21 protein-coding genes are annotated in these 22,431 nt (G+C 63.4%); 12 read left to right on the forward strand and 9 right to left on the reverse strand.

The annotated features are described in order from the left end of the window. The first annotated feature begins 205 nt into the window (after nt 1–205). The 7 genes from ccoN (at nt 206) to FLQ44_RS13400 (ending at nt 5,846) form a co-directional block, all read left to right on the forward strand. On the forward strand, nt 206–1,630 hold the full coding sequence (gene ccoN / locus FLQ44_RS13370) for a cytochrome-c oxidase, cbb3-type subunit I (RefSeq protein WP_147694783.1): 1,425 nt from the start codon (nt 206–208) through the stop codon (nt 1,628–1,630). Nucleotides 1,631–1,648: 18 nt separating this feature from the next. Then, nucleotides 1,649–2,263, forward strand: a complete 615-nt coding sequence (gene ccoO, locus FLQ44_RS13375; protein ID WP_147694784.1) for a cytochrome-c oxidase, cbb3-type subunit II — start codon at nt 1,649–1,651, stop codon at nt 2,261–2,263. Nucleotides 2,264–2,266: 3 nt separating this feature from the next. Beyond that, nucleotides 2,267–2,449, forward strand: coding sequence for a cbb3-type cytochrome oxidase subunit 3 (locus FLQ44_RS13380; RefSeq protein ID WP_147684368.1), 183 nt, complete (start codon nt 2,267–2,269; stop codon nt 2,447–2,449). Beyond that, complete coding sequence (gene ccoP, locus FLQ44_RS13385) at nt 2,446–3,360, forward strand: cytochrome-c oxidase, cbb3-type subunit III (RefSeq protein ID WP_147694785.1); 915 nt, start codon at nt 2,446–2,448, stop codon at nt 3,358–3,360. Before FLQ44_RS13380 ends, ccoP begins: the two co-directional genes overlap by 4 nt. A 150-nt stretch (nt 3,361–3,510) precedes the next feature. Beyond that, on the forward strand, nt 3,511–4,929 hold the full coding sequence (gene ccoG / locus FLQ44_RS13390) for a cytochrome c oxidase accessory protein CcoG (RefSeq protein WP_147694786.1): 1,419 nt from the start codon (nt 3,511–3,513) through the stop codon (nt 4,927–4,929). Between the two features lie 3 nt (nt 4,930–4,932). Then, nucleotides 4,933–5,457, forward strand: coding sequence for a FixH family protein (locus tag FLQ44_RS13395; RefSeq protein ID WP_147694787.1), 525 nt, complete (start codon nt 4,933–4,935; stop codon nt 5,455–5,457). Beyond that, nucleotides 5,457–5,846: a YbaY family lipoprotein gene (locus FLQ44_RS13400; protein WP_170252975.1), complete on the forward strand. Its 390-nt coding sequence runs from the start codon at nt 5,457–5,459 to the stop codon at nt 5,844–5,846. Before FLQ44_RS13395 ends, FLQ44_RS13400 begins: the two co-directional genes overlap by 1 nt. A gap of 531 nt (nt 5,847–6,377) precedes the next feature. On the opposite strand, the gene FLQ44_RS13405 is transcribed toward FLQ44_RS13400, so the two are convergent. Further along, a complete protein-coding gene (locus FLQ44_RS13405; protein ID WP_147694789.1) occupies nt 6,378–7,586 on the reverse strand; it encodes an MFS transporter in 1,209 nt (402 codons plus the stop codon). Between the two features lie 93 nt (nt 7,587–7,679). Between FLQ44_RS13405 and FLQ44_RS13410 the strand changes: the two genes are divergently transcribed. Next, nucleotides 7,680–9,362, forward strand: a complete 1,683-nt coding sequence (locus FLQ44_RS13410; protein WP_147694790.1) for an ABC transporter substrate-binding protein — start codon at nt 7,680–7,682, stop codon at nt 9,360–9,362. A gap of 143 nt (nt 9,363–9,505) precedes the next feature. Here the strand turns inward: FLQ44_RS13410 and FLQ44_RS13415 are convergent, their stop codons facing one another. From FLQ44_RS13415 to FLQ44_RS13425, 3 genes are all read right to left on the reverse strand, one after another. Further along, nucleotides 9,506–10,612 carry an alpha-hydroxy acid oxidase gene (locus FLQ44_RS13415; protein WP_147694791.1) on the reverse strand — a complete coding sequence of 369 codons (1,107 nt, stop codon included), beginning with the start codon at nt 10,610–10,612 and terminating at the stop codon, nt 9,506–9,508. A gap of 51 nt (nt 10,613–10,663) precedes the next feature. Continuing rightward, complete coding sequence (locus tag FLQ44_RS13420; protein WP_147694792.1) at nt 10,664–11,443, reverse strand: hypothetical protein; 780 nt, start codon at nt 11,441–11,443, stop codon at nt 10,664–10,666. Between the two features lie 255 nt (nt 11,444–11,698). Then, nucleotides 11,699–13,087 carry a tryptophanase gene (locus FLQ44_RS13425; protein ID WP_147694793.1) on the reverse strand — a complete coding sequence of 463 codons (1,389 nt, stop codon included), beginning with the start codon at nt 13,085–13,087 and terminating at the stop codon, nt 11,699–11,701. A gap of 630 nt (nt 13,088–13,717) precedes the next feature. On the opposite strand from FLQ44_RS13425, the gene FLQ44_RS13430 reads away from it, so the two are divergent. After that, the gene (locus FLQ44_RS13430; RefSeq protein ID WP_147694794.1) at nt 13,718–15,088 is read left to right on the forward strand and encodes a peptide MFS transporter; all 1,371 of its coding nucleotides are present in this window, start codon (nt 13,718–13,720) and stop codon (nt 15,086–15,088) included. 112 nt (nt 15,089–15,200) lie between these two features. Here the strand turns inward: FLQ44_RS13430 and FLQ44_RS13435 are convergent, their stop codons facing one another. From FLQ44_RS13435 to FLQ44_RS13445, 3 genes are all read right to left on the reverse strand, one after another. Beyond that, nucleotides 15,201–15,878, reverse strand: a complete 678-nt coding sequence (locus FLQ44_RS13435; protein ID WP_147694795.1) for a TIGR01621 family pseudouridine synthase — start codon at nt 15,876–15,878, stop codon at nt 15,201–15,203. A gap of 72 nt (nt 15,879–15,950) precedes the next feature. After that, nucleotides 15,951–16,397, reverse strand: coding sequence for a GNAT family N-acetyltransferase (locus FLQ44_RS13440; protein ID WP_147694796.1), 447 nt, complete (start codon nt 16,395–16,397; stop codon nt 15,951–15,953). Beyond that, nucleotides 16,394–16,879 (reverse strand): acyl-CoA thioesterase, encoded by a 486-nt coding sequence (locus FLQ44_RS13445; RefSeq protein ID WP_147684389.1) that lies wholly within the window; start codon nt 16,877–16,879, stop codon nt 16,394–16,396. Before FLQ44_RS13445 ends, FLQ44_RS13440 begins: the two co-directional genes overlap by 4 nt. Before the next feature lie 76 nt (nt 16,880–16,955). Here FLQ44_RS13445 and FLQ44_RS13450 point away from each other — a divergent pair, with 76 nt between their 5' ends. From FLQ44_RS13450 to FLQ44_RS13460, 3 genes are all read left to right on the forward strand, one after another. Then, the gene (locus tag FLQ44_RS13450) at nt 16,956–18,716 is read left to right on the forward strand and encodes an ABC transporter ATP-binding protein (RefSeq protein ID WP_147694797.1); all 1,761 of its coding nucleotides are present in this window, start codon (nt 16,956–16,958) and stop codon (nt 18,714–18,716) included. 90 nt (nt 18,717–18,806) lie between these two features. After that, nucleotides 18,807–19,349 carry a putative metalloprotease CJM1_0395 family protein gene (locus FLQ44_RS13455; RefSeq protein ID WP_147694798.1) on the forward strand — a complete coding sequence of 181 codons (543 nt, stop codon included), beginning with the start codon at nt 18,807–18,809 and terminating at the stop codon, nt 19,347–19,349. Between the two features lie 4 nt (nt 19,350–19,353). Beyond that, entirely contained in the window at nt 19,354–19,665 is a 312-nt protein-coding gene (locus FLQ44_RS13460; protein ID WP_147684396.1) for a hypothetical protein, read from the forward strand. 3 nt (nt 19,666–19,668) lie between these two features. On the opposite strand, the gene FLQ44_RS13465 is transcribed toward FLQ44_RS13460, so the two are convergent. Together FLQ44_RS13465 and FLQ44_RS13470 are read right to left on the reverse strand one after the other, a co-directional pair. Then, nucleotides 19,669–20,139 (reverse strand): methyltransferase family protein, encoded by a 471-nt coding sequence (locus FLQ44_RS13465; RefSeq protein ID WP_240801276.1) that lies wholly within the window; start codon nt 20,137–20,139, stop codon nt 19,669–19,671. Next, nucleotides 20,136–22,431, reverse strand: a 2,296-nt coding sequence (locus tag FLQ44_RS13470) for a heavy metal translocating P-type ATPase (RefSeq protein WP_147694799.1), incomplete at its 5' end; no start/stop codon positions are given. The genes FLQ44_RS13470 and FLQ44_RS13465, both read right to left, overlap by 4 nt.

The raw sequence follows: 22,431 nt of genomic DNA on the forward strand, positions 1-22,431 counted from the left end.
ATTAGAATAGCCTGTTGAATACGCGGGTGAATTAAAGCACTTGTTCTTGCCTGGCAAGGCAGTGGTGCAAAGCGGGGCGCACCAGCTACAGGGGTTTTGATCAACACCCAAGAACTTGATACACCTCCCCAGCTTGGGGCGGGTACACAAAATTCAAGTCACCAGTTTTACACGTTCTAGTTCGCAACCTTGGAGAAAACCCTAAATGGATACGCAATCCACTTATAACTATAAGGTGGTGCGCCAGTTCTCGATAATGACCGTGGTTTGGGGCATTGTCGGGATGCTGGTTGGCGTCATTATTGCGGCCCAGCTGGTGTGGCCGGAGCTCAACTTTGGGCCCTGGTTCCACTACGGCCGTCTGCGCCCCCTGCACACCAACGCCGTGATCTTTGCATTCGGCGGCTGCGCGCTGTTTGCCACGTCTTACTACGTGGTGCAGCGTACCTGTAACGTTCGCCTGTTTTCCGACAAGCTGGCCGCGTTTACCTTCTGGGGTTGGCAACTGGTTATCGTGCTGGCCGCCATCACCCTGCCGCTGGGCATTACCGCCGGTAAGGAATACGCCGAGCTGGAATGGCCTATCGACATCCTGATCACCGTGATCTGGGTGGTGTACGCCATCGTGTTCTTCGGTACCCTGGCGATCCGCAAGGTTAAACACATCTACGTGGCCAACTGGTTCTACGGTGCCTTCATCCTGGCCGTCGCCCTGCTGCACGTGGTGAACAGCCTGGCGATCCCGGTATCGCTGACCAAGTCCTACTCCATCTACGCCGGCGCAGTAGACGCCATGGTGCAGTGGTGGTACGGCCACAACGCCGTAGGCTTCTTCCTGACCGCTGCCTTCCTGGGCATGATGTACTACTTCGTACCGAAGCAGGCTGGCCGTCCGGTGTACTCCTACCGTCTGTCCGTGGTGCACTTCTGGGCGCTGATCTTCACCTACATGTGGGCCGGCCCTCACCACCTGCACTACACCGCGCTGCCTGACTGGACCCAGTCGCTGGGTATGGCGTTCTCGCTGGTACTGCTGGCACCAAGCTGGGGCGGCATGATCAACGGCATCATGACCCTGTCCGGCGCATGGCACAAACTGCGTACCGACCCGGTACTGAAGTTCCTGGTGGTATCCCTGTCCTTCTACGGTATGTCCACCTTCGAAGGCCCGATGATGTCCATCAAAACCGTTAACGCCCTGTCGCACTACACCGACTGGACCGTTGGCCACGTGCACTCCGGTGCCCTGGGCTGGGTTGCCTTCATCTCTATCGGTTCCATGTACTACCTGCTGCCACGCCTGTTCGGCCGCGACAGCATGCACAGCGTGAAACTGATCGAAGCGCACTTCTGGCTGGCTACCGTTGGCGTGGTGCTGTACATCGCCTCGCTGTGGATTGCCGGTGTGATGCAAGGCCTGATGTGGCGTGCCCTGAACGCCGACGGCACCCTGACCTACTCGTTTGTAGAAGCCGTTAAAGCGTCCTACCCGTACCTGTTTGTCCGCTTCCTGGGTGGTTTCCTGTTCTTGTCCGGTATGTTGCTGATGGCTTACAACACCTTCCGTACCGTAGCAGCAGGTCGTCCGGTAGATGCCAAGATCTCGGCAGTTACCGCGCACGCTCACTAAGGTTGCCAAGGAAACATCATGGAAAAGATCCAGAAACTGATTGAAGAAAACGTAGCGTATCTGATCGTGCTGACCCTGCTGGTTATCAGCGTGGCCGCCCTGATAGAAATCGTACCGTTGATGTTCCAGAAGTCCACCACCCAGCCGGTAGCCGGTGTAAAGCCTTACACCGCGCTGCAGCTGACTGGCCGTGACATCTACATCCGCGAAGGCTGCTACACCTGCCACTCGCAGATGATTCGTCCGTTCCGTGCGGAAACCGAGCGCTATGGCCACTACTCCGTAGCCGGCGAATCGGTCTACGACCACCCGTTCCAGTGGGGCTCCAAGCGTACCGGCCCGGATCTGGCTCGCGTAGGTGGCCGTTATTCCGACGAATGGCACCGTGTTCACCTGGTCAACCCGCGTGACGTGGTACCGGAGTCCAACATGCCTGCCTTCCCATGGCTGGCACGCAACCTGGCCGACGCTGACGGCGTAGCCGCCAAAATGACTGCACTGACCAAGGTAGGTGTGCCGTACACCGCCAAGGAAATTGCAGAGGCGAAAGCCCAGGTTGAAGGCAAGTCCGAGATGGATGCGCTGGTCGCCTACCTGCAAGGCCTGGGCCTTGCACTGAAGAACGCGCGTTAAGCTATGGACTGGACTAATCTGGGGCGCATCCTGTTCACGGTATTCTGCTTCACCGTGTTTATCGTGATTGCATTGGGTGCCTTCGGTAAAAAAGCCAAGAAGCGTTATGACGAAGCGGCCAACCTCGTGATGGACGAGGACGACACGCCAGCTGCGGATAACGCTTCCAACGGAGCGAAGCAATGAGTGATTTTGTGAGTGATTTCTGGGGCGTATATATCGCTGTAGTGGTGATTGTGGGTCTGGTAGGTTTGACCTACCTGCTGTTCTCGCAATCGAAAACCACGGTCAAGAAAGGTGAAGAAGTTCAGATCACCGGCCATATCTGGGACGATGACCTGGCTGAATACAACAACCCGCTGCCACGCTGGTGGATGTTGATGTTCTATCTGACCCTGATCTTTGCTGCAGTGTACCTGGTACTGTACCCGGGCCTGGGTACCTGGAAAGGTATTCGCGGCTGGACGTCGGTTGGCCAGTACAAGGAAGAGAAAGCCGTTGCAGAAGCCAAGTACCAGCCGCTGTACGACAAGTACCTGAAACAGGACATCAAGGCCGTAGCTGCCGACCCGGAAGCGCAAGCCATGGGTAAACGCCTGTTCCAGACCTACTGTGTACAGTGCCACGGCTCTGATGCACGCGGTGCCAAAGGCTTCCCGAACCTGACCGACAACGACTGGCTGTATGGTGGCGACGAAAAAACCATCCACACCACTATCGCTGCCGGCCGCATCGGCCAGATGCCTGCCTTTGGCGCAGCTTTCGGTGAAGACAAGGTAAAAGACGTTGCCAACTACGCCATGTCGCTGTCCGGCAAGAAACACGATGCCGACCGCGCAGCGCGCGGCAAGGAAACCTTCACCGCCGTATGTGCAGCCTGCCACGGCCCGGATGGTAAAGGTAACCAGGCAATGGGTGCCCCGAACCTGACCGACAATGTATGGCTGTATGGTGGTACCGAAAAAACCATCATCGAAACCGTTACCAACGGCCGCAACAACCAGATGCCAGCCTGGAAAGACTTCCTGGGCGATGGCAAGGTTCACCTGCTGACCGCTTACGTTTATGGCCTGTCCAATAACGCCAAAGCCCAGTAATTGACCCTGCTCAATACTGCCCGCGCAAGCGGGCAGTATCTTTTGTGCTAACATTTTATTTGTTTGTGAATTGTTTTAGCATCAAGCATGCTTCATAAAGACCCTAGAATACGCTGGGTGCTTTATGAAGCGTTCTCCAAGGAAAGCCAGATGAGCGACAAACTGAAAGATATCGGGGTCAAGGTAGAAAAACCCCAGGGTGAAACCGTTTCGCTGTATGCAGCGCAAAAGAAAATCTACCCGCGCAGCGCAAAAGGCGTGTTTGCCAACTGGCGCATCCTGTTTGTCATCGCTACCCAGCTGGTGTACTTCGGCCTGCCCTGGCTACAGTGGAATGGCCGCCAGGCCGTGCTGTTCGACCTGGTTAACCGCAAGTTCTACCTGTTCGGCCTTACCATCATGCCGCAGGACTTCGTCTACCTGGCCGCCCTGCTGATGTGCAGTGCCTTCGGCCTGTTTACCTGGACCACCATTGCCGGCCGCCTGTGGTGCGGGTATTCCTGTCCGCAAACGGTGTACACCGAAATCATGCTGTGGATCGAAGAGAAAATCGAAGGCGACCGCAACAAGCGCATCAAGCTGGACAAAGAGCCCTGGAGCCTGCGCAAGCTGCGCATCAAAGGCACCTCGCACGGCATCATGATCCTGTTCTCGCTGTGGACCGGCTTTACGCTGGTAGGCTATTTCACCCCCATGCACGACCTGCTGCAGGCCATGCCTACGTTTAACTACGGCACGTGGGAAACCTTCTGGATGTTCTTCTACGCCGGCTTTACCTACCTGCTGGCCGCCCATATGCGCGAACAGGTGTGCATGTACATGTGCCCCTATGCCCGCTTCCAGAGCGCCATGTTCGATGAAGACACCCTGATCATCTCCTACGACGAAAAACGCGGCGAGCCACGCGGCGCCCGCAAAAAAGGCCAGGAACAAGCCAACCTGGGCGACTGCATCAACTGTGGCATCTGCGTACAGGTCTGCCCTACCGGCATCGACATCCGTAACGGCCTGCAATACGAGTGCATCGGCTGCGCCGCCTGTATCGACGCCTGCGACGAAGTCATGGTGAAGATCGGCAGCCCCAAAGGCCTGATCCGCTACACCACCGAAGCCGCACTGGAAGGCAAATACCCCGAAAGCGCCATTGCCTCCCGCCTGAAGCGGCCACGCGTCATCATGTACATGCTGGTGCTGTCGGTCATTTTCATCGCCGCCATCGCCTCGCTCACCATGCGCAAACCGTTCAAGGTGGATATCATTCGGGATCGCGCATCCCTGGTACGCGAAACCAATGACGGCCTGCTGGAAAACACCTACAGCATCCGCATCATGAACGTATCGGAACAAGTGCAGACATTCCGCATCAAAGTAGAAGGTCTGGAAGGAATCAAGCTGGTAAGCGAACGCCCGGAAATCCGCGTAGAAGGCATGAGCAACGAGCTGGTGTCGGTACGCGCCCAGGTTGCACCGGAAATTGCCACCAAAGGCAGCCACGAGATTCATTTCACCGTCGAGTCGCTGACCAACCAGGCCAGCGTTGAAGAGAAATCCAGCTTTATCGGGGAATAAGGCATGCAAAACCAAACCGGGGCCCCGCGCCCCTGGTACAAAGACCGCTGGCCATGGATACTCATGGCCGGCCCTTTTCTGGCCGTCGTAGCCGGCATCATCACCTTTCGCATTGCGGTCGTTACCGCCGACGACATGGTCAATGACGACTACTACAAACGTGGCAAAGACATCAACCTGGAGCTGACACGCGACAAAGCCGCCATCAGCCTGGGTATCAGCGCCCAAGCCATGTTTAGCGATGACCATCAATCGGTACGCATCGTCACCACCAGCCAGACCCCGCTGCAAGGCGAGCTCACCCTGGCCATGCTGCACCCGACCCGCCAGCAAGACGACCAGCGCATCACCCTTACCCGCCAGGCAGACAACATCTACCAGGCACGCATCACCCCGGGTAATGCCAAACACTGGTACCTGCGCCTGGAAGACAAAGCCGGTAGCTGGCGCCTGCAGGGCGAATGGCGCCCGGGCGAAAGCGCCATGGTGCAGCTGGGCAACCCCAAACTGGAACCGGTAGAACAATAATGCGCCACCTCGACCGCCGCCACCTGCTACTGGGCCTGGCCGCCAGCACCCTGGCAGCCTGCGCCACCCGCCCCGGCATGGGCTATGTCAACGGCAGTGCCTTCTATCTGGAGCGCATCGCCTACCCGCGTGACAAAACCCTGCTGCGCGTGCGCCTGCTGGACGTCACCAGCGGCGCCCCCGCCGTGCTGGCCGAACAGACGCTGGAAAAAGTCGGCACGCCTATCGCCTTCTCGCTGTGCTACGACTACGCCGCGGTCAAGACCGGCCGCCAGTACGCGGTAGACGCCCGCCTGTTTGTCGACGGCGAGCTGCGCATGCAAGCCGCCGAGCCGGTAGCCAACCTGGCCAACAAGCTGGACCTGCGGCTGGTGATGGTCGGTCAGTAAACCCGCCACGCGTCGCCCAAAGGCAGCCGCATGGCTTAATGCCAGTCAGTTAACGCTGACTGGCGTTTTTTTTGGCTAGAAGGTTGTTGTGTTTGAAGAGTGCTATTGTGTCCGCGATGCGGACGATGTTTACATGCCGGTTCCGCCCGTGACCGAGCGAGGCAAGCGCAGCGTCGCGAGGGAATAGAACGGGAAAGGGGGCGGATTGCCGCCCCCTTTTCATTCCCCCGCAACCCGGGGCTGCTCGAAACCCCGTTCAAAATGGCACGCCCCAGGCGCCGCCGAACTCGCCCCTCGCTAACGGCTCGGGGCTCAAACAAATCGGCGTCTTGCGCGTGCGAATCTTTAGATTCGCTCAGCACAACCCTGGGGCGAACCATTTTGACCGGCTCGCGCCAACGGGATGGGGCGCTTCACTCATGCCCTACCAATTGATGGCCAAATACATTCGACTAACTAACTAGCATTAGCCATATGGCTGCCTTTTTCATTGCTACGGCTACCAGGTTGGCCGCAAGCCGCATGCCAGCCTCACGCCACCCGGTACACCGCCCCCAGCCGGCAACACAGCGCCGCCAGCAAAGACAGCACCGCTGCGGCCAACATCAGCTGCGACAGCGGCCAGCTGCCGGCCAGCGCACCCGATAGCCACAGCCCCAGCGGCATTAGCAGCTTGAACAACGAGCCGGTGATACCGGACACCCGGCCAATCAACGCCAGCGGCGTGCTTTCCTGACGGTAGCTCCACACGCAAACATTACCGCACACCACCACAAAGCTACTGGCCAGCATCACCAGCCCCAGCAGCCATACCTGCTGCAGCGTGGCCAGCGCCACCATGCCCAGCCCTTCCAGCGCAAAGACCAGCATCACTACCCGCCCCAAACCCAAGCGCTGCCGTAGCCACGTTACGCTCAGGCCAGCAGCAATACCGCCCACGCCCGCCACGCCGTACAGCACACCCAGCTGTGCCGGGCTCAGCCCCAGGCTGTCGCGCAGGCGGAACAGCTGCAGCACCTCGGCCACACCACTGGCACCGTTGGCCAGCACCACCGCCCACGCCAGCTGCCACAGCGGGCGGTTGGCGCGCAGCGCGGCCCAGCCTGCGGCCAACTCGGTAGGGAAATGGCGCTCACCGGCAGCCAGCGGTGGCATGGCCGGTACCCGCAGCAAGGCCAGCGACGACAGCACAAACAGCAGCGCCGGCAGCCACATGCCCCACGCCAGCGAGGCAAAGGCAATCAGCAGGCCGGACAGCATCGGCCCGGTCACGGCAAACAGGTTGAACAGCGTATTCAGGTAGCTGGTAGCCGGCATCAGCAAGGCCTGCGGCACGCTGTGCTTTACCAGGCCAAAGCGGCAGATGGCGGTAATGTAGTTGCACAGCATCATCACGAAAGCCAGCGGGTAAAAGCACCATACCGGCAGCCAGCCTTGCGCCAGCAAGCCGCCCGCCACGCCCAGCAGCAGCGCCATCGCCAGCAGGCTGCGCTGCGCCCAGCGCCGGCGGCACACGCGGTCTACCCACACGCCAATGAACACGGCCAGCAGCAAGTTGGGCAGAAACTCCACCGCCCGCAGCTGGCTCATGGCGTTCAGCGAATGCGTCAGCTCGTACAGGATCAGCGGCAAAGCCAGCTGATAAATCTGGCTACCAAGCGCCAGAAACAGCGTGCTGGCAAATAGCCCCAAAAACACCGGCTGCTGCCACAGCCCCCCGCCCTGCCCTGCTTGCTGCATGTCCTGTTCCTTTCCAACTCGATATGGCTGGACAGCATGCCCGCAAAAAGCGGAAGCTAAACAGGAGAAAAATTCAACAGGCGTTCCGCTTTTATGCAAAAGGCCCGTCAGTACTACCAGCGTCTGTACCACGCTCGTCACGGCCAGAGCGGCCCCGCCCGGCTAGAGCAAGTCGCCGAGCAGCTGTGCTGCAGCCCGCGCCACGCCCGCGCCGTACTGGCCACGCTGGCCAGCCACGGTTGGCTGCAATGGCAGGCCGGGCGAGGACGCGGCCAACTGTCGCAGCTGCAGTTCCACACCCACCCCGCCACGCTGGAAGCCGACGCGCTGCAGCAGCACCTGGCGCGCGGCGACATCGAAAGCGCCATGCAGCAGCTCACCCCAGCCAGCCGCCAGCGCCTGGGCGAGCTGCTGCCAGCCTATCTGGGCGTGCAGCCCGGCAGCGAGCAACGGCTGCGCATCCCGTTTTACCGGCCGCTGCACAGCCTGGACCCGGTGCAGATCAACCGCCGTACCGAATGCCATCTGATACGCCAGCTGTTCGACGGCCTGACCTGCTACCAGCGCGACAGCGGCCGTATCGCGCCAGCGCTGGCCCACCACTGGCAGCACGACGCCAGCCTGCAGCAATGGCGCTTCGTGCTGCGCCCCGGCGTACTGTTCCACCACGGCCGGCCACTGGAAGGCGAAGACGTACGCCAGACGCTGTACCGCCTGCGCGACGAGCCCGGCCCGTTCCAGCGCCTGTTCGCCCATCTGCAGTCGGTGCAGCTGCCGGCACCGCATGAAGTACACATCACGCTGTCGCAAGCCGACGCGCTGTTGCCGCACCGGCTGGCCGACCATTGCGCGGTGATCCTGCCGCGCGAACGTTGGCCGCAAGCCGACTTTGGCCGCCTGCCCAGCGGCACCGGCCCGTTCCGCCTCAGTGTCAACAACGCCCACCGCGCCACGCTGCGCGCCTTCGAGCGCTACTGGCAGGCGCGACCGCTGCTGGACGAAGTAGACATCTGGGTGGTGAACGACGATGCCACCCGCGCCCGGCTCGACGTGCGGCTGGGCTACCACGGCCATACCCCGCCGCAGGGGCAGTACACGCTGCAGGCCGAGCCCGGCTGCAGCTATCTATGCGCCAACCCGGCTACGCTGGACATCAGCCAGCGCGCCGCCCTCGCCGCCTGGCTGCACCCGGCGCATTGGCCGGCCGAGCTGGGCGGCCAACGTGCATTGGGCATGCTGGCGCAGTGGCAGCACTGGCCTGCCTCCACCGCCACACCGCGCCCGGCGCTGCCGCCACGCTTGCGGCTGGTCACCTACAAACTGGCCACCCACATTCGGCTGGCCGAGCAAGTGTGCGCCCGCCTGGCCGCCGCAGGCTGTCAGGTGGAGCAACGGGTGCTGGATTTCCCCGAGTTTGCGGCCAACCACTGGCGCCACAGCGCCGACCTGATGCTGACTGGCGAGGTGCTAAACGATGACCTGGACTACAGCTGCCACCAGTGGCTGGCAGGTGAATCCGGCTTCCACCCCTGGCTACCCGAGCCCACCCGCCACGCGCTGCAGACGTGGGTAAGCCGCAGCCAGGCCGAGCCGGACAGCGCCACGCGCTGGCAGCACTACGCCGCCGCCGCCCGCCTGCTGGTGCGCGAGCACGCGCTGATCCCGCTGCAGCACAGCACCATGCGGCTGGAGTTCGACCCGCAGCTGCGCGGCATCGCGCTATCGCAGTGCGGCTGGATGGACTTCCGCCAGCTGTGGTTCGACAGCGCAGCGTAGGGCCGCCAGGCTGGCCGCAGGTTGGCCGCAGGCTGGTGGTTGATGTGATGCAAACCTGCCAGCAGCCCAAAAGCACAAGGGCAAGCCTGCGGCTTGCCCTTGCTGTCATCCATGCGGCCAACCTTGGCCACTGGCCACCCGCGCTACGCGGCTGGCTGCGCGGGCCACAGGCAGTGCGGGCCGATGTCGGCCAGCGTGCGGCAGCCGGTCAGTGCCATGGTCACTTCCAGCTCTTCGTGCAGCGTACGTAGCAGGTGGGCCACGCCCAGCGCGCCGGCCACCGCCAGCGCGTGAATGAACGGGCGGCCAATCAGCACGGCGCTGGCCCCCAGCGCCAGCGCCTTGAATACGTCGCTGCCGCGGCGCACGCCGCCGTCCAGCAGCAGCGGCACGCAGCCCTGTACCACGGCAGCGATGGCGGGCAGCGCGTCCAGCGCCGCCGGTAGGGTGTCCAGCACGCGGCCGCCATGGTTGGACACGATCAGGCCATCCACGCCGTGCTGTAGCGCCAGCTCGGCGTCGTGCGGCGACAGGATGCCTTTCAGCACAATGGGCAGGCGGGTCTGGCTGCGCAGCCAGGCGATATCGGCCCAGCGCGGGGCGATGGCCATCATGCCGTCGAACACCGCGCTCTGCCCTGCGGCCAACACAGGCTGATAAGGTGCCATGGCAGCCAGGTTCACCGCGGCCACGCCGTCGGGCAGGGCAAAGCCTGCGCGCTGTTCGGCGTTGCGCACGCCGGCCAGTGGCGCATCCACCGTCAACACCAGCGCGCGGTAACCGGCGGCTTCGGCGCGCTGTACCAGCTGCGCCACCACGGCGCGGTCGTGCTGCCAGTACAGCTGAAACCATAGCGGTGCCTGCGCGGCGGCGGCAATGTCTTCCAGCGGCGTGCTGGCCAGGGTGCTGACCAGCATGCTGCTGCCCATCACGCTGGCGGCGTAGGCGGCGCTGCGTTCGGCGTCGGGGTGCACCAGCTTCTGGTACGCCACCGGCGCCAGCAGTATCGGCATGGCCAGATCCAGCCCCGACAGGCGGCAGCGGCTGTGGCCGCCCTGTACGTCGGCCAGTACGCGGGTGTGCAGGCGATGGCGGGCAAAGGCTTGCAGGTTGGCCGCATGGCTCAGTTCGTCGGCGGCGGCGCTGTCGATATAGGCGCGGGCGTTGGCCGACATCATGCGCTGGGCGTAGCGCTGGTAGTCGGCGGCGGATACCAGGTCGGCGGGAATGTGGTCCAGATGCGGGCTCATGACGGTAAGGCAGCGAGCAAAGCGCCACCCTACCCTAGATAAGAATAACTATCAATCACCCAACACAGACAACGGCAGAGGCTGGTCGGTCGCGCAGTCGTACAGCAGGTCGGTGACACGCCCGGCGGGCAGGCAGCCGTAGCGCTGCGGCGACACGATCATCAGCAGGCTGTCGTTGGCCGGGCGCGGCAGCCAGCGCTCGCCCTGGCTGATGGTGATGGCCCCCACGCCAAAGCGGCTCAGCATGGGCAGTGCGTAACTCCAGGCCTTATAGCGCTGCATGATGCGGGGAAAGTGCCGGTAGCCGTAGCTGGTAATCTGCGGGTCCACGCCGATGCGGGCAAAAAAAGCCAGCTCGCGCTGGCGCGCTTCTTTTACCTCGGCGGCAAAGCGCTGCCGCGCTTCGGCCTGGCGCTGGGCAGGAAAACGCGCCAGATAGGCAGCGCGCTGGCGATGCGCCTCGTCCATGCCGCCGTGAAATGCCAGCAGCGCGTGATAGCCCAGCTCGCGGTGGCTGGCGGCGGTAAACACGTAGTTGGCGCAGGCCGAGTTGCAATAACGCGGCACATGCACGCGCAGCCGGTGCTGCGCCACCCACTCGCCCAGCGCCAGCCCCAGGTTGAACGCGCCACCGCTGCTGCTGATCACCAGCGTATGCGGCTTGACCGCGGCGGCGTCGTACAGCGCAAACAGGCGCTGGTTGGCCGCAGCCGACAGCTCGCCGTCGTACACCAGCGCCTCGCCAGTGTAGGAAATCGTCACGCTGGTTTCGCCGCGGGCCGCGCCGGCCAGCAGCGTGGCGCCCAGCACCATGATGATCTTGATGGCCATGCCTGCTCCTCCTGCCTGCACTATACAAGGCCACAAAAAACCCCGCTGCATGGCAGCGGGGCGGACAGGCTGCTGACAAAGTACAGGCCACGGTTTTACCGGACCCGGCAAAGCCGGGCCGCACCACATCAGCACTTGAGTCCACAGCCTTCCTGTTAACAAGACAAACCCTGTTTGCGTGGCAAACAGGGTTTGTCATCAATTGCCCGCCCCGCTGCAGAGCAGCGGGGCGGGCAAGGCTGGCAATAAAACAGCTTACAGCGGGTGTAGCCGCGCGGTGAAGTGGCGCAGGATGGGCGGCTCGTAGTCAAAGCCCAGGCCACCAATGCTGCTGGCGCGCTGCTGGATGTCGATCAGGCAGTCGGCGATGTAGTCCATATGGTCGTTGGTGTACACGCGGCGCGGGATGGTCAGGCGCAGCAGCTCGAACGGCGACGGCTCCTGCTCGCCAGTAGCCGGGTTGCGCCCCAGCAGCAACGAGCCGATTTCCACGCCGCGAATGCCGCCTTCTAGGTACAGCTCGCAAGCCAGCGCGTGCGCGGGGAACTGCCCGGCCGGGATGTGCGGCAGCAGCTTTTTGGCGTCCACAAACACAGCGTGGCCGCCAGTGGGCGTCTGGATCGGGATACCGCCTGCGGCCAACCTGTCGCCCAGGTAAGCCACCTGGCCGATACGGTAGGCCAGATAGCCCTCGTCCATACCCTCTTTCAGGCCCACGGCCAGCGCCGCCATGTCGCGCCCGGCCAGGCCGCCGTAGGTAACAAAGCCTTCCATCGCCACGCAGCGCACCTGCACGCTGCGGAACAGGTCTTCGTCATGCTTGAAGCAGCACAGGCCGCCGATATTCACCAGCGCGTCCTTTTTGGCCGACATGGTGAACATATCGCCGTGGCTGAACATCTCGTACACGATGGCCGGCACCGACTTGCTGGCGTAGTCCGGGTCGCGCTGCTGGATGAACCAGGCGTTTTCGGCAAAACGCGCCGCGTCGATGATCACCGGAATACCATGGCGGCGCGCCAGCGCGGCCGACTCGCGGATGCTGGCCATGCTGACCGGCTGGCCACCGGCGCTATTGCAGGTCACGGTGATGATCAGGCCGGCTACGTTGGCCGCACCGTGCTCTTCGATCAGCGCGGCCAAGCGCGGCAGGTCAAAGTCGCCTTTCCAGTCGTAGGCGGTGGTGGTGTCCAGCGCCTGCGGCGTCAGCACGTTGATGGCGCGTGCGCCGGCAATCTCTACGTGCGCCTTGGTGGTGTCAAAGTGGTAGTTGGACAAAAACACCGGCTGCTGGCTGCCACAGCGCTTTACCAGCTCGGGGAACAGGATCTGCTCGGCACCGCGGCCCTGGTGGGTGGGCATGGTGTGGGCGTAGCCGAACACCTCTTTTACCGTGGCCTCCAGCTCGTAAAAGTTACGGCTGCCGGCGTAGGCTTCGTCGCCCATCATCACGCCGGCCCACTGGCGGTCCGACATGGCGCCGGTGCCGCTGTCGGTCAGCAGGTCGATGTACACGTCTTCGCCGCGCAGCAGGAAGGGGTTCCAGCCGGCAGCAGCCAGTGCCTGGCGGCGGTATTCAGGGGTGGTCTGTTTGATGGGCTCTACCATCTTGATGCGGAAAGGTTCAGGAATGCGTCGTGCCATGTTGATGCTCCATGCCTGCGGCCAACCTGGCTGCCGCGCAGGCGCCACCGCCACGCGGCATAGGCGTGCGGTGGCGGCGCGGCGGCACACTGCGGGCGCGGCAATAGTGCGCAGCAACGCAGCGTGGCAGGGCCACAGGTGTCAGTTGATTGTTTGGTTTGGCTTTAAAACAGACGGGCAGCCGGGTAACTGCCAGGGGGCATCAGGCGCGGGGAAAGTCGTTGGCCAGCACAACGTCGAGGTTGTACCAGTTGGGCAGCAGGCTGCGGCAGGCGCTGCTTGCTGCGGGGCAAACTAGCGGTTTCATGCACGTTCTCCAGTGTGTCGGGTGGCCGCACAGGCCACACTGCAGCGTACGCCAGCCGCCCTCCTGCAGCAAGATTTATTAATGCTACACCGCAGCAATTCGATAGTGAAAACCACACGGCCATGCTGGAATATCGACACTATATAACCATGCATATCAAATAAGTTTCAGTCATTTATTACAATATAACGCCATAAATGTTCATTTTCGCGCACTTTTATATTGCAATAGCCGCAAACCATCAGCACAATCCCACCCCTTCGCCAAAGCCACCCATATAAAAAAAGGCTGTGCGCTTCACTCACCACTAGAGAAAGACCTTCATGTACCGACAACACCCTCGCGGTCTGTACCTGCTGTTTGTGACCGAGATGTGGGAACGCTTCAGCTACTACGGCATGCGCGCCATCTTTGTGCTGTTCATGGTCAAGGCACTGATGTTCGACAAGGCCTACGCTTCCGAGATCTACGGCAGCTACACCGGCCTGGTGTACTTTGCGCCGCTGCTGGGCGGCTATATTGCCGACCGCTACTGGGGCAACCGCCGCGCCATTGTGAGCGGCGCACTGCTGATGGCCGCCGGCCAGTTTTCCATGTTCTTTGCCGCCACGCTGTACCAGCAGCCGGCTACTGCCACCCCGCTGATGTTTGGCGGCCTGGCGCTGCTGATTGCCGGTAACGGCCTGTTCAAACCGAATATCTCGTCCATGGTGGGCCAGCTGTACCCGGCGGGTGACAAGCGTGTGGATTCCGCCTTCACCCTGTTCTACATGGGCATCAACGCCGGCGCACTGCTGGCGCCGCTGGTGTGCGGCACGCTGGGCGACACCGGCCACCCGGCCGATTTCAAGTGGGGCTTTCTGGCAGCCGGTATCGGCATGCTGGTGTCGCTGGCGCTGTTTCTGAGCTTGCGCAACCGCTACCTGGTCACCCCGGAAGGCGCAGCCATCGGCCTGCCGCCCAAGCGCCACCATGAAAGCGGCGAAAAGATCCGGCACGCACCGCTAACGCGCCAGGAAAAAGACCGTCTGGCGGTGATCATGCTGCTGTCGGCCTTCGTGATTTTCTTCTGGTCTGCCTTCGAGCAGGCCGGCGCCTCGCTGACCTTCTTTGCCGAAGAACAAACCAACCGCCAGCTGCTGGGCTGGACGGTGCCGGCGTCGTTCTTCCAGAGCATCAACCCGGTGGTGATCGTGGTGTGCGCGCCGCTGTTTGCCTGGCTGTGGCTGACGCTGGGCAAAAAAGGCCTGGAGCCAAACTCGCCCATGAAAATGGCCATCGGCCTGCTGCTGCTGGCCATCGGCTACCTGATTATTGCGCTGGGGGTAACCGGCCTGGAACCGGGCGTGAAAGTAAGCATGCTGTGGCTGATCAGCCTGTACAGCATCCATACCTTTGGCGAGCTGTGCCTGTCGCCTATCGGCCTGTCGCTGGTGGTGAAGCTGTCGCCGGCCCGCCTGGTGTCGATGATGATGGGCGTGTGGTTCCTGTCCAGCGCACTGGCCAACAAGTTTGCCGGCGTGCTGTCCGGCCTGTACCCGGAGCCGGGCAAGCCGCTGCCGCAGTTTCTGGGCTACACCGTGGCCAACCTGCACGACTTTTTCATGCTGTTCGTGATCATGGCCGGTAGCGCCGCGCTGGTATTGTTCCTGCTGTCGGGCAAGCTGAAGAAGATGATGCACGGCCTGGGCTAATCAGCCGTGCACGATCGGCAGGGCGATGGCGTGAATGCGCTCACCTCTACGCCCACTGCCATGAAAAAGCCGGTTCGCGCACGCGACCGGCTTTTTCATGCTGGCGACAAGGCTACAGCACTGGCCACGGCAGGCTGGCTGGCGGGTTGGCCGCCAGGTAGTCGGCCAGCGCAGGCTGCGGCCAACGTTCGCCCCACTGCGGCAGGCAGCTAAAGCGATGCACCTCGCCGGCCAGGGTAAAGGCCAGCGCGTGGGCGTGCAGGTAACCACGGTCGGCGGCGCTGCCGCCGTAGAGCGCATCGCCCAGAATGGGTGCGCCCAGCGACTTCATTGCCACGCGCAGCTGGTGGGTTTTGCCGGTGCGCGGGCGCAGTACAAACAGGCGCAAGCCAGGCGCCAGGCTGTGGCTGAAAAACTGGGTAACGGCAGGGTTGGCCGCACTTTTGCACAGCTTCCAGGCGCCGCCGCGGCCTTTGTCCATATCGCCTTTGATCAGGCCCTGCTTGCGGGCGGGTTTGGTGTCGGACAGCGCCAGGTAATATTTCTCTACCTCGCGCCCGGCAAAGGCCGCGCCCAGCTCGGCGGCGGCGGCCTGGCTGCGCGCCACCACGATCAGGCCGCTGGTGATGCGGTCTAGCCGGTGTACCGGCCACAGGGCATCGTCTTGCAGGCCGTCGCGCAGGGCGTCCATCAGGCCGGGGGCGTCGTCTTCGCGGTGAAAGCTGACGCCGGGGGCTTTATGAATCACGTAAAACTGCGGGTGGGCATGAACGAGCTGGTAGGCAGACATGGCGGGCTTTCGGTAAAGAGGCGCGCATTGTAGGGCAAAGCCGTGCCCGCCCCAAGCAGGCGGGGCCGGCGCTCAGCCCGCCTTGGCCTGCGGCCCCGGCCATTCCAGATTAAGAAAATCCGGCTCCATGCCGGCGATGTGGTAACCCATTTCGGCATAAAAAGCCCGCACGGGTTTGTCGTCGCGCAAGCAGCTTAGCGTGACGCGGCCACGGCTAAGGCCATGCAAATGCGCCAGCACGCGCCGCCCCATGCCCTGGCGGCGCCAGGCGTCCAGCACCACCAGCAGGTGTACGTGCAGGCCGTAATCACGGCGCGACATGCTGACCAGCGCCACCTCCTGGCCCTGGTGCCGGTACCAGAACAGCGTACCGGCGGTAAAGCTGTGCTCGAAGCCGCGATGCTGCAATACCGGGTCCCACCCCGCGCAGCGGCTCAGCTTGCCCTGCATGCCGGCGCAGTAGATGTCGTACGCTCGCGGCTTATCCAGCGCGGTGAGCGGCACCAAGCCTTCTTTCATGCCGTGCCTGCCTGCTGCATGCGCTGCTCGGCTTCCAGCCGCATCTGCTTGCGGATTTCGGCTTCGCGAAAGCGCTTTTTGTGGGTGTCGCTCTCCAGCGCCAGCGGCGGTACCGGCATGGCTTTGCCGTCGGCCCAGGCCACCATGGTGAAGTAGCAGCTATTGGTGTGGCGCACGGTACGCTGCTGGATGTTCTCTGCCACCACCTTGATGCCCACTTCCATCGAGGTGCGGCCAACGTGGTTCACACTGGCCAGAAAGGTCACCATCTCGCCCACGTGGATGGGCTGCTTGAACAGTACCTGGTCTACCGATAGCGTCACCACGTAGCAGCCGGCGTAGCGGCTGGCGCAGGCGTAGGCTACCTGGTCCAAAAGCTTCAGCAGCACGCCGCCGTGGACGTTGCCGGAAAAGTTGGCCATGTCTGGCGTCATCAGTACCGACATGGTGAGCTCGCGCTGGTTAACAGAGTGTTCAGTCATTGCTAATTATTCCCGTTTCATTCTTCTGGTACGGCGGCGTACAATCGCCATCCCCCCTTGATACCAGCCAGATACCATGTCATCCCTGTCACGGCTCTTTCATTATGCCCGCCAATACCGGCGCGATGCCTATCTTGCCTCGGCATTTTCTGCCATCAACAAGTTTTTCGACATCCTGCCCGAGGTGTTGATCGGCGTGGCCGTGGATGTGGTGGTCAGCAAGCAGGATTCTTTCCTGGCCCGCCTGGGCATTACCGACAGCTTTGAGCAGCTTTTGTGGCTGGGCGGGCTGACGGTGCTGATCTGGGCGGGTGAATCGTTATTCGAATACCTGTACCAGCTGCGCTGGCGCAACCTGGCGCAAAACCTGCAGCACGTGCTGCGGCTGGACGCCTACGACCACGTACAAAAGCTGCCGCTGTCCTACTTTGAAGACAAGCGTACCGGCAGCCTGATGTCCATCCTGAATGATGACATCAACCAGATGGAACGCTTTCTGAACGGTGGCGCCAACAGCATTATCCAGGTGGTGTGTTCCTCCATTATGGTTGGTGCCGTGTTCTTTTACCTGGCCCCGCAGCTGGCCATGCTGGCGCTGTTTCCGGTGCCGCTGATCCTGGTGGGCACGTTCTGGTTCCAGAAGCGTATTGCCCCGCGCTACAGCGCGGTGCGCGAAGCCGCCGGGGTGATTAACGGCCGCCTCAGCAACAACCTGCTGGGCATTGCCACCATCAAGGCGTTTACCGCCGAAGCTTTCGAAGCCGGGCATATCCGCCAGGCCAGCGAGCACTACCGCCAGGCCAACGCCGACGCCATCCGCCTGTCGTCCGCCATTATTCCGGTGATCCGCATGGCCATTCTGGCCGGCTTTGTGGTGACGCTGGTGTACGGCGGCTGGCTGGCGCTGCACGGTGATATCGGTGTTGGCAGCTACTCGGTGCTGGTGTACCTCACGCAGCGGCTGCTATGGCCGCTGGTGGGGCTGGCCGATATTGCCGACCTGTACCAGCGCTCGATGACGGCCATCGACCGTGTGCTTGACGTGCTCTCCACACCCGTCTCGATACCGTACGATGGCAAAGCGCTGCCAACCGGCACAGTATCCGGCAGCCTGGCTTTCGAAAACCTGTCATTCGGCTACGGCGACCTCACCGTGCTGCACAATGTGTCGCTTACCATCCCCGCCGGGCGCACCGTGGCCTTTGTCGGCGCTACCGGCTCGGGCAAGAGCACGCTGGTCAAGCTGCTGCTGCGCTTTTACGACGCACCGGCCGGGGCCATACGGCTGGATGGCCACGATATCCGCGAGCTGTCGCTTACCGAGCTGCGCCGCCAAATCGGCTACGTGAGCCAGGATGTGTTCCTGACCGATGGCAGCGTGGCCGACAATATCGCCTACGGCATGGGCCAGGTTGGCCGCAGCGCCATCGAGGCCGCTGCCCGCGCCGCCGAGGCGCACGAGTTCATTGCCCGGCTGCCACAGGGCTACGATACGCAGATAGGCGAGCGCGGCCAGAAGCTGTCTGGCGGCCAGCGCCAGCGCCTGGCCCTGGCGCGCGCCATCCTGAAAGACCCGCGTATCCTGATACTGGACGAAGCCACCAGCGCGGTAGACAACGAAACCGAAGCCGCCATCCAGCGCTCGCTGGACGTAGTATCGCGCGGGCGCACCACGCTGGTGATTGCCCACCGCTTGTCCACCGTGCGCCACGCCGACTGCATCCACGTGATGGAACAGGGCCAGATTGTGGAGTCGGGCACGCACGCGCTGCTGCTGGCGCAAAACGGCAGCTACGCCGCGCTGTGGCGCCTGCAAACCGGCGAACGCGACGCGTAAACCCACGCGTATCAGCACACGGCCTGCCAGCAATAGCAGGCCGTTTTTTATGGTCTATGCTTATAGGCAACAGCCCGGCACCTGATAGAAATGAGCATAAGCGCCCCCTCTGCGGCCAACTACGGCAGCCCTTACGCCAGCACAGCCAGCACGGCAACCCGCCCGGCCGGCAGCACCGGCCGCGGCCAGAACGGCACGGCTGCCTTGAGCGAAGAGGAACAAAAGCAGGTAGAACAGCTAAAGGCACGCGACAGCGAAGTGCGCGCCCACGAGCAGGCGCACATGGCGGCGGCAGGCGGCGTCAGTGTGAGCGGCCCCAGCTACAGCTACCAGCAAGGCCCGGACGGCAAACGCTACGCCATAGGTGGTAATGTCAGCATCGACGTGAGCCCGGGGCGCACGCCGGAAGACACCCTGCGCAAGGCCCAGGCCATACAGCGTGCTGCGCTGGCCCCCGCCCAGCCATCCGGCCAGGATCAGGCCGTGGCCGCACAGGCGCGCCAGATGGCACTGCAAGCCATGGCCGAACAGGCCGCGGCCCGCCAGGCTGGCAACAACATAGAGAAAACCTACCAGCCGCAAGACAGCACGGCCCCCGCCCTGCAAGGTCGCGGCATTGATACACAGGCATGACACCATGCATCACTACCTTTACCTGCTACGCCCTACCCGCCCCGACATGCTGCGCGCCGGTTTGAGCGACCACGAGGCCGAGTGCATCAGCAAACACACCTGCTACCTGGACGACCTGTGCCTGGCCGGCAAGGTCACGCTGTTTGGCCGCACCACCGCCGACAACGCCCAGGCCTTTGCCATGGTGCTGATCATGACCGGCATTGAAAGCGAGGCCCGCGCCATCATGCAGGCCGACCCGGTGGTGGCCGGTGGCGTGATGGTGCCCGAGCTATATCCGTTCCGGGTCACCGGCATGCGCGGCATGAAGGTGTAGGCGCTACAACCAGCGCCGCACCCGGCGGCAGTACGCGGCATAGCTGCTGCCAAAGCGCGCCAACAGTGCCTGCTCTTCCGGGGCAATCTGGAAACGGTTTAGCCACAGCACAAACAGCAGCGGCCCAGCCAGCGCCAGCCACTGCCCCAGCCATACGGCCCATGCCAGCAAAAGACACAGCATGCCCAGATACATGGGGTTGCGGCTAAAGCGGTAGAAGCCCTCTACCACCAGTATGCTACTGCGCTGCGGCTGTAGCGGGCTGATGGTGGTACGCCGCCGCACAAAAGCCCACACCGCGCTACCTTCCAGCAGCACCGCCACTAGCAGCAGCGCCAGGATTAGCGCCGTGCGTAGCACCGGCGGCAGCGCTGCAGGCCACTGCGGCCAACGTGCCGCCAGCTGCGCCATGCCCCAGCCGCACAGCAGGGCCAAAAGCGGCGGCGGCAGCTTGCACGCTAGCCACCCCATCATGCCTTCCCCCCTGCCCGCGCCAGGCGCAAGCCGTTGAAAATCACCAGCAGGCTGGCGCCGACGTCGGCAAACACGGCCATCCACAGCGTAGCGACACCCGCCAGCGCCAGGATAAAGAACACCAGCTTGATGCCCAACGCCAGCACGATATTGGCGCGCAGCACGGCCATACTGCGCCGGGCGTGGGCAAACAGCTGCGGCAGCTTGTCCAGGCGGTCTTCCATCAGCGCTACCTGCGCGGTTTCCAGCGCGGTATCCGACCCGGCCGCGCCCATGGCAATACCCAGCTCGGCCTGCGCCAGCGCCGGTGCATCGTTAACCCCATCGCCCACCATGGCCACCGGCCCCTGCTGCGCCAGGCGGCGGATATGCGCCAGCTTGTCGTCGGGTAGCAGGCCGCCCAGTGCCTCGCTAATGCCCACCTGCGCTGCGGTGCGGCCAACTACCGCCTGCTGGTCGCCGGACAACACCGCCAGCTGGATGCCCATGCGCTGCAGCTGGGCTACCGCGGCCTGCGCGTCCGGGCGTAGCGCGTCGGCCACCAGCAGCACGGCTTGCGGTACGCCATTGCGGCACAGCCACATCTCGCCCATGCCTGCCGGTACTTGCGCCGCCAGCGCGGCCACATCGGCCCCTAGCCGGGCCAGTAGGCGGCGGTTACCCAGCGCCCAGCTGTGCCCGTCCAGCTGCGCCATCACCCCTTCGCCTGCGGTTTCCTGCAGCTGGCTAGCGGCCAGTAGCGGCATATCGCCGGCAGCTTGCAGCACGGCACGCGCCAGCGGGTGGGTGGAGTGCGCTTCCAGGCTGGCAGCGTGCAGCAACACCTCTACCCGCCCCACTGCAGGCTGCAGCAGAATGATATCTGCCACTACCGGCTGGCCACGGGTCAGCGTGCCAGTCTTGTCCAGCGCCAGGTAGCGTATACGGGCGGCGGCCTCTAGCGCGGCACCGCCTTTTACCAGCATGCCGCGCCGTGCTGCCGACGACAGCGCCGACACCAGCGTAACCGGCGTGGCGATGACCAAGGCGCAGGGGCAGGCAATCACCAGCAGCACCAGCGCCTGGTACAGCGCGCCCTGCCAGCTCATCCAGCCGGCCAACGGCAGGCCCACGGCCAACAGTGCCGCCACGGCCACCACAATGGGGGTGTACACCGCGGCAAAGCGGTCGATGAAGCGCTGGGTGGCGGCTTTGCCCGCCTGGGCATCGCGCACGCTGCGGATAATGCGCGCCAGCACGCTGCCATCGGCGGCGGCAGTGACCTGTACCAGCACCAGCCCCTGGCCGTTGATGGCACCGGCAAACACGGCATCGCCCTCGCCCTTGTCCAGCGGCAGGCTTTCGCCGGTAATGGGCGCCTCGTTAAAGTCGCTGCGGCCGCTCACGATCACGCCATCCAGCGGTACGCGCTCGCCGGGGCGTACCCGTACCACGCGGCCAACTTGCAGGCTGTCGCTGGCGACCGCCTGCCACTGGCCACCCAGCTCTACCCAGGCGGTGTCGGGCTTGAGCGCCATCAGGCTGCGCACCGCTTCGCCGGCGCGGGCCAGCGACATGGCTTCCAGCTTTTCCGATAGCGCAAACAGGAACAGCACCATCGCGGCCTCGGGCCACTGCTGTAGCACCATGGCGCCGATCACGGCCAGGCTCATCAAAAAGTAGATATTGAGCGTGCGCAGCTTCAGCGCGTACCAGCCTTTGCGCGCCGTGCTGCGCCCGCCAGCCAGCATGGACGCGATAGCCAGCGCCGCCACCCACCAGGCGCTGTCGCTGGCACCTGCCAGTACCACGCCTTCGGCGGCGGCGGCCAGCAGGCCCGCCAGCCATAGTTGGCCACGGCTTTCGCCGGCGGGCGGTGTGGCGGCAGGGGTATCGGCGTGCTCTAACAAGCGGCCAGGCATACCGGCACTGGCCAGCGCGGCCTGCAGCTGCGCCAGGCTGGCGTCGCGCTGGTGCACGGTGATGGTGCGTTCGATATAGTTGAAATCCACGCGCAGCACACCGGGTACTGCGGCCAACACCTTGTCCACCAAGCGCCCTTCGGTTGGGCAATCCATGGCGGGGATGGCGAGCCGCCAGGCGCTGCTGCCAGCCGGTGCGTCGCCCGCTACCGGCGCCGCCGTGAGCGTGCTGCTGCAGGCGTCGCCACTGCAGCATGCTGCCTGATCGTGGCTGTGGCTGTGGCTGTGGCTGTGGCGGCTGTGGCTGTGGTCGTGGTCGTGGTCGTGGTCGTGGTCGTGGTCGTGGTCGTGGTCGTGGTCGTGGTCGTGGTCGTGGTCGTGGTCGTGGTCG

The sequence above is a fragment of the Vogesella mureinivorans genome, assembly GCF_007644035.1.
Classification (GTDB): Bacteria; Pseudomonadota; Gammaproteobacteria; order Burkholderiales; family Chromobacteriaceae; genus Vogesella; species Vogesella mureinivorans.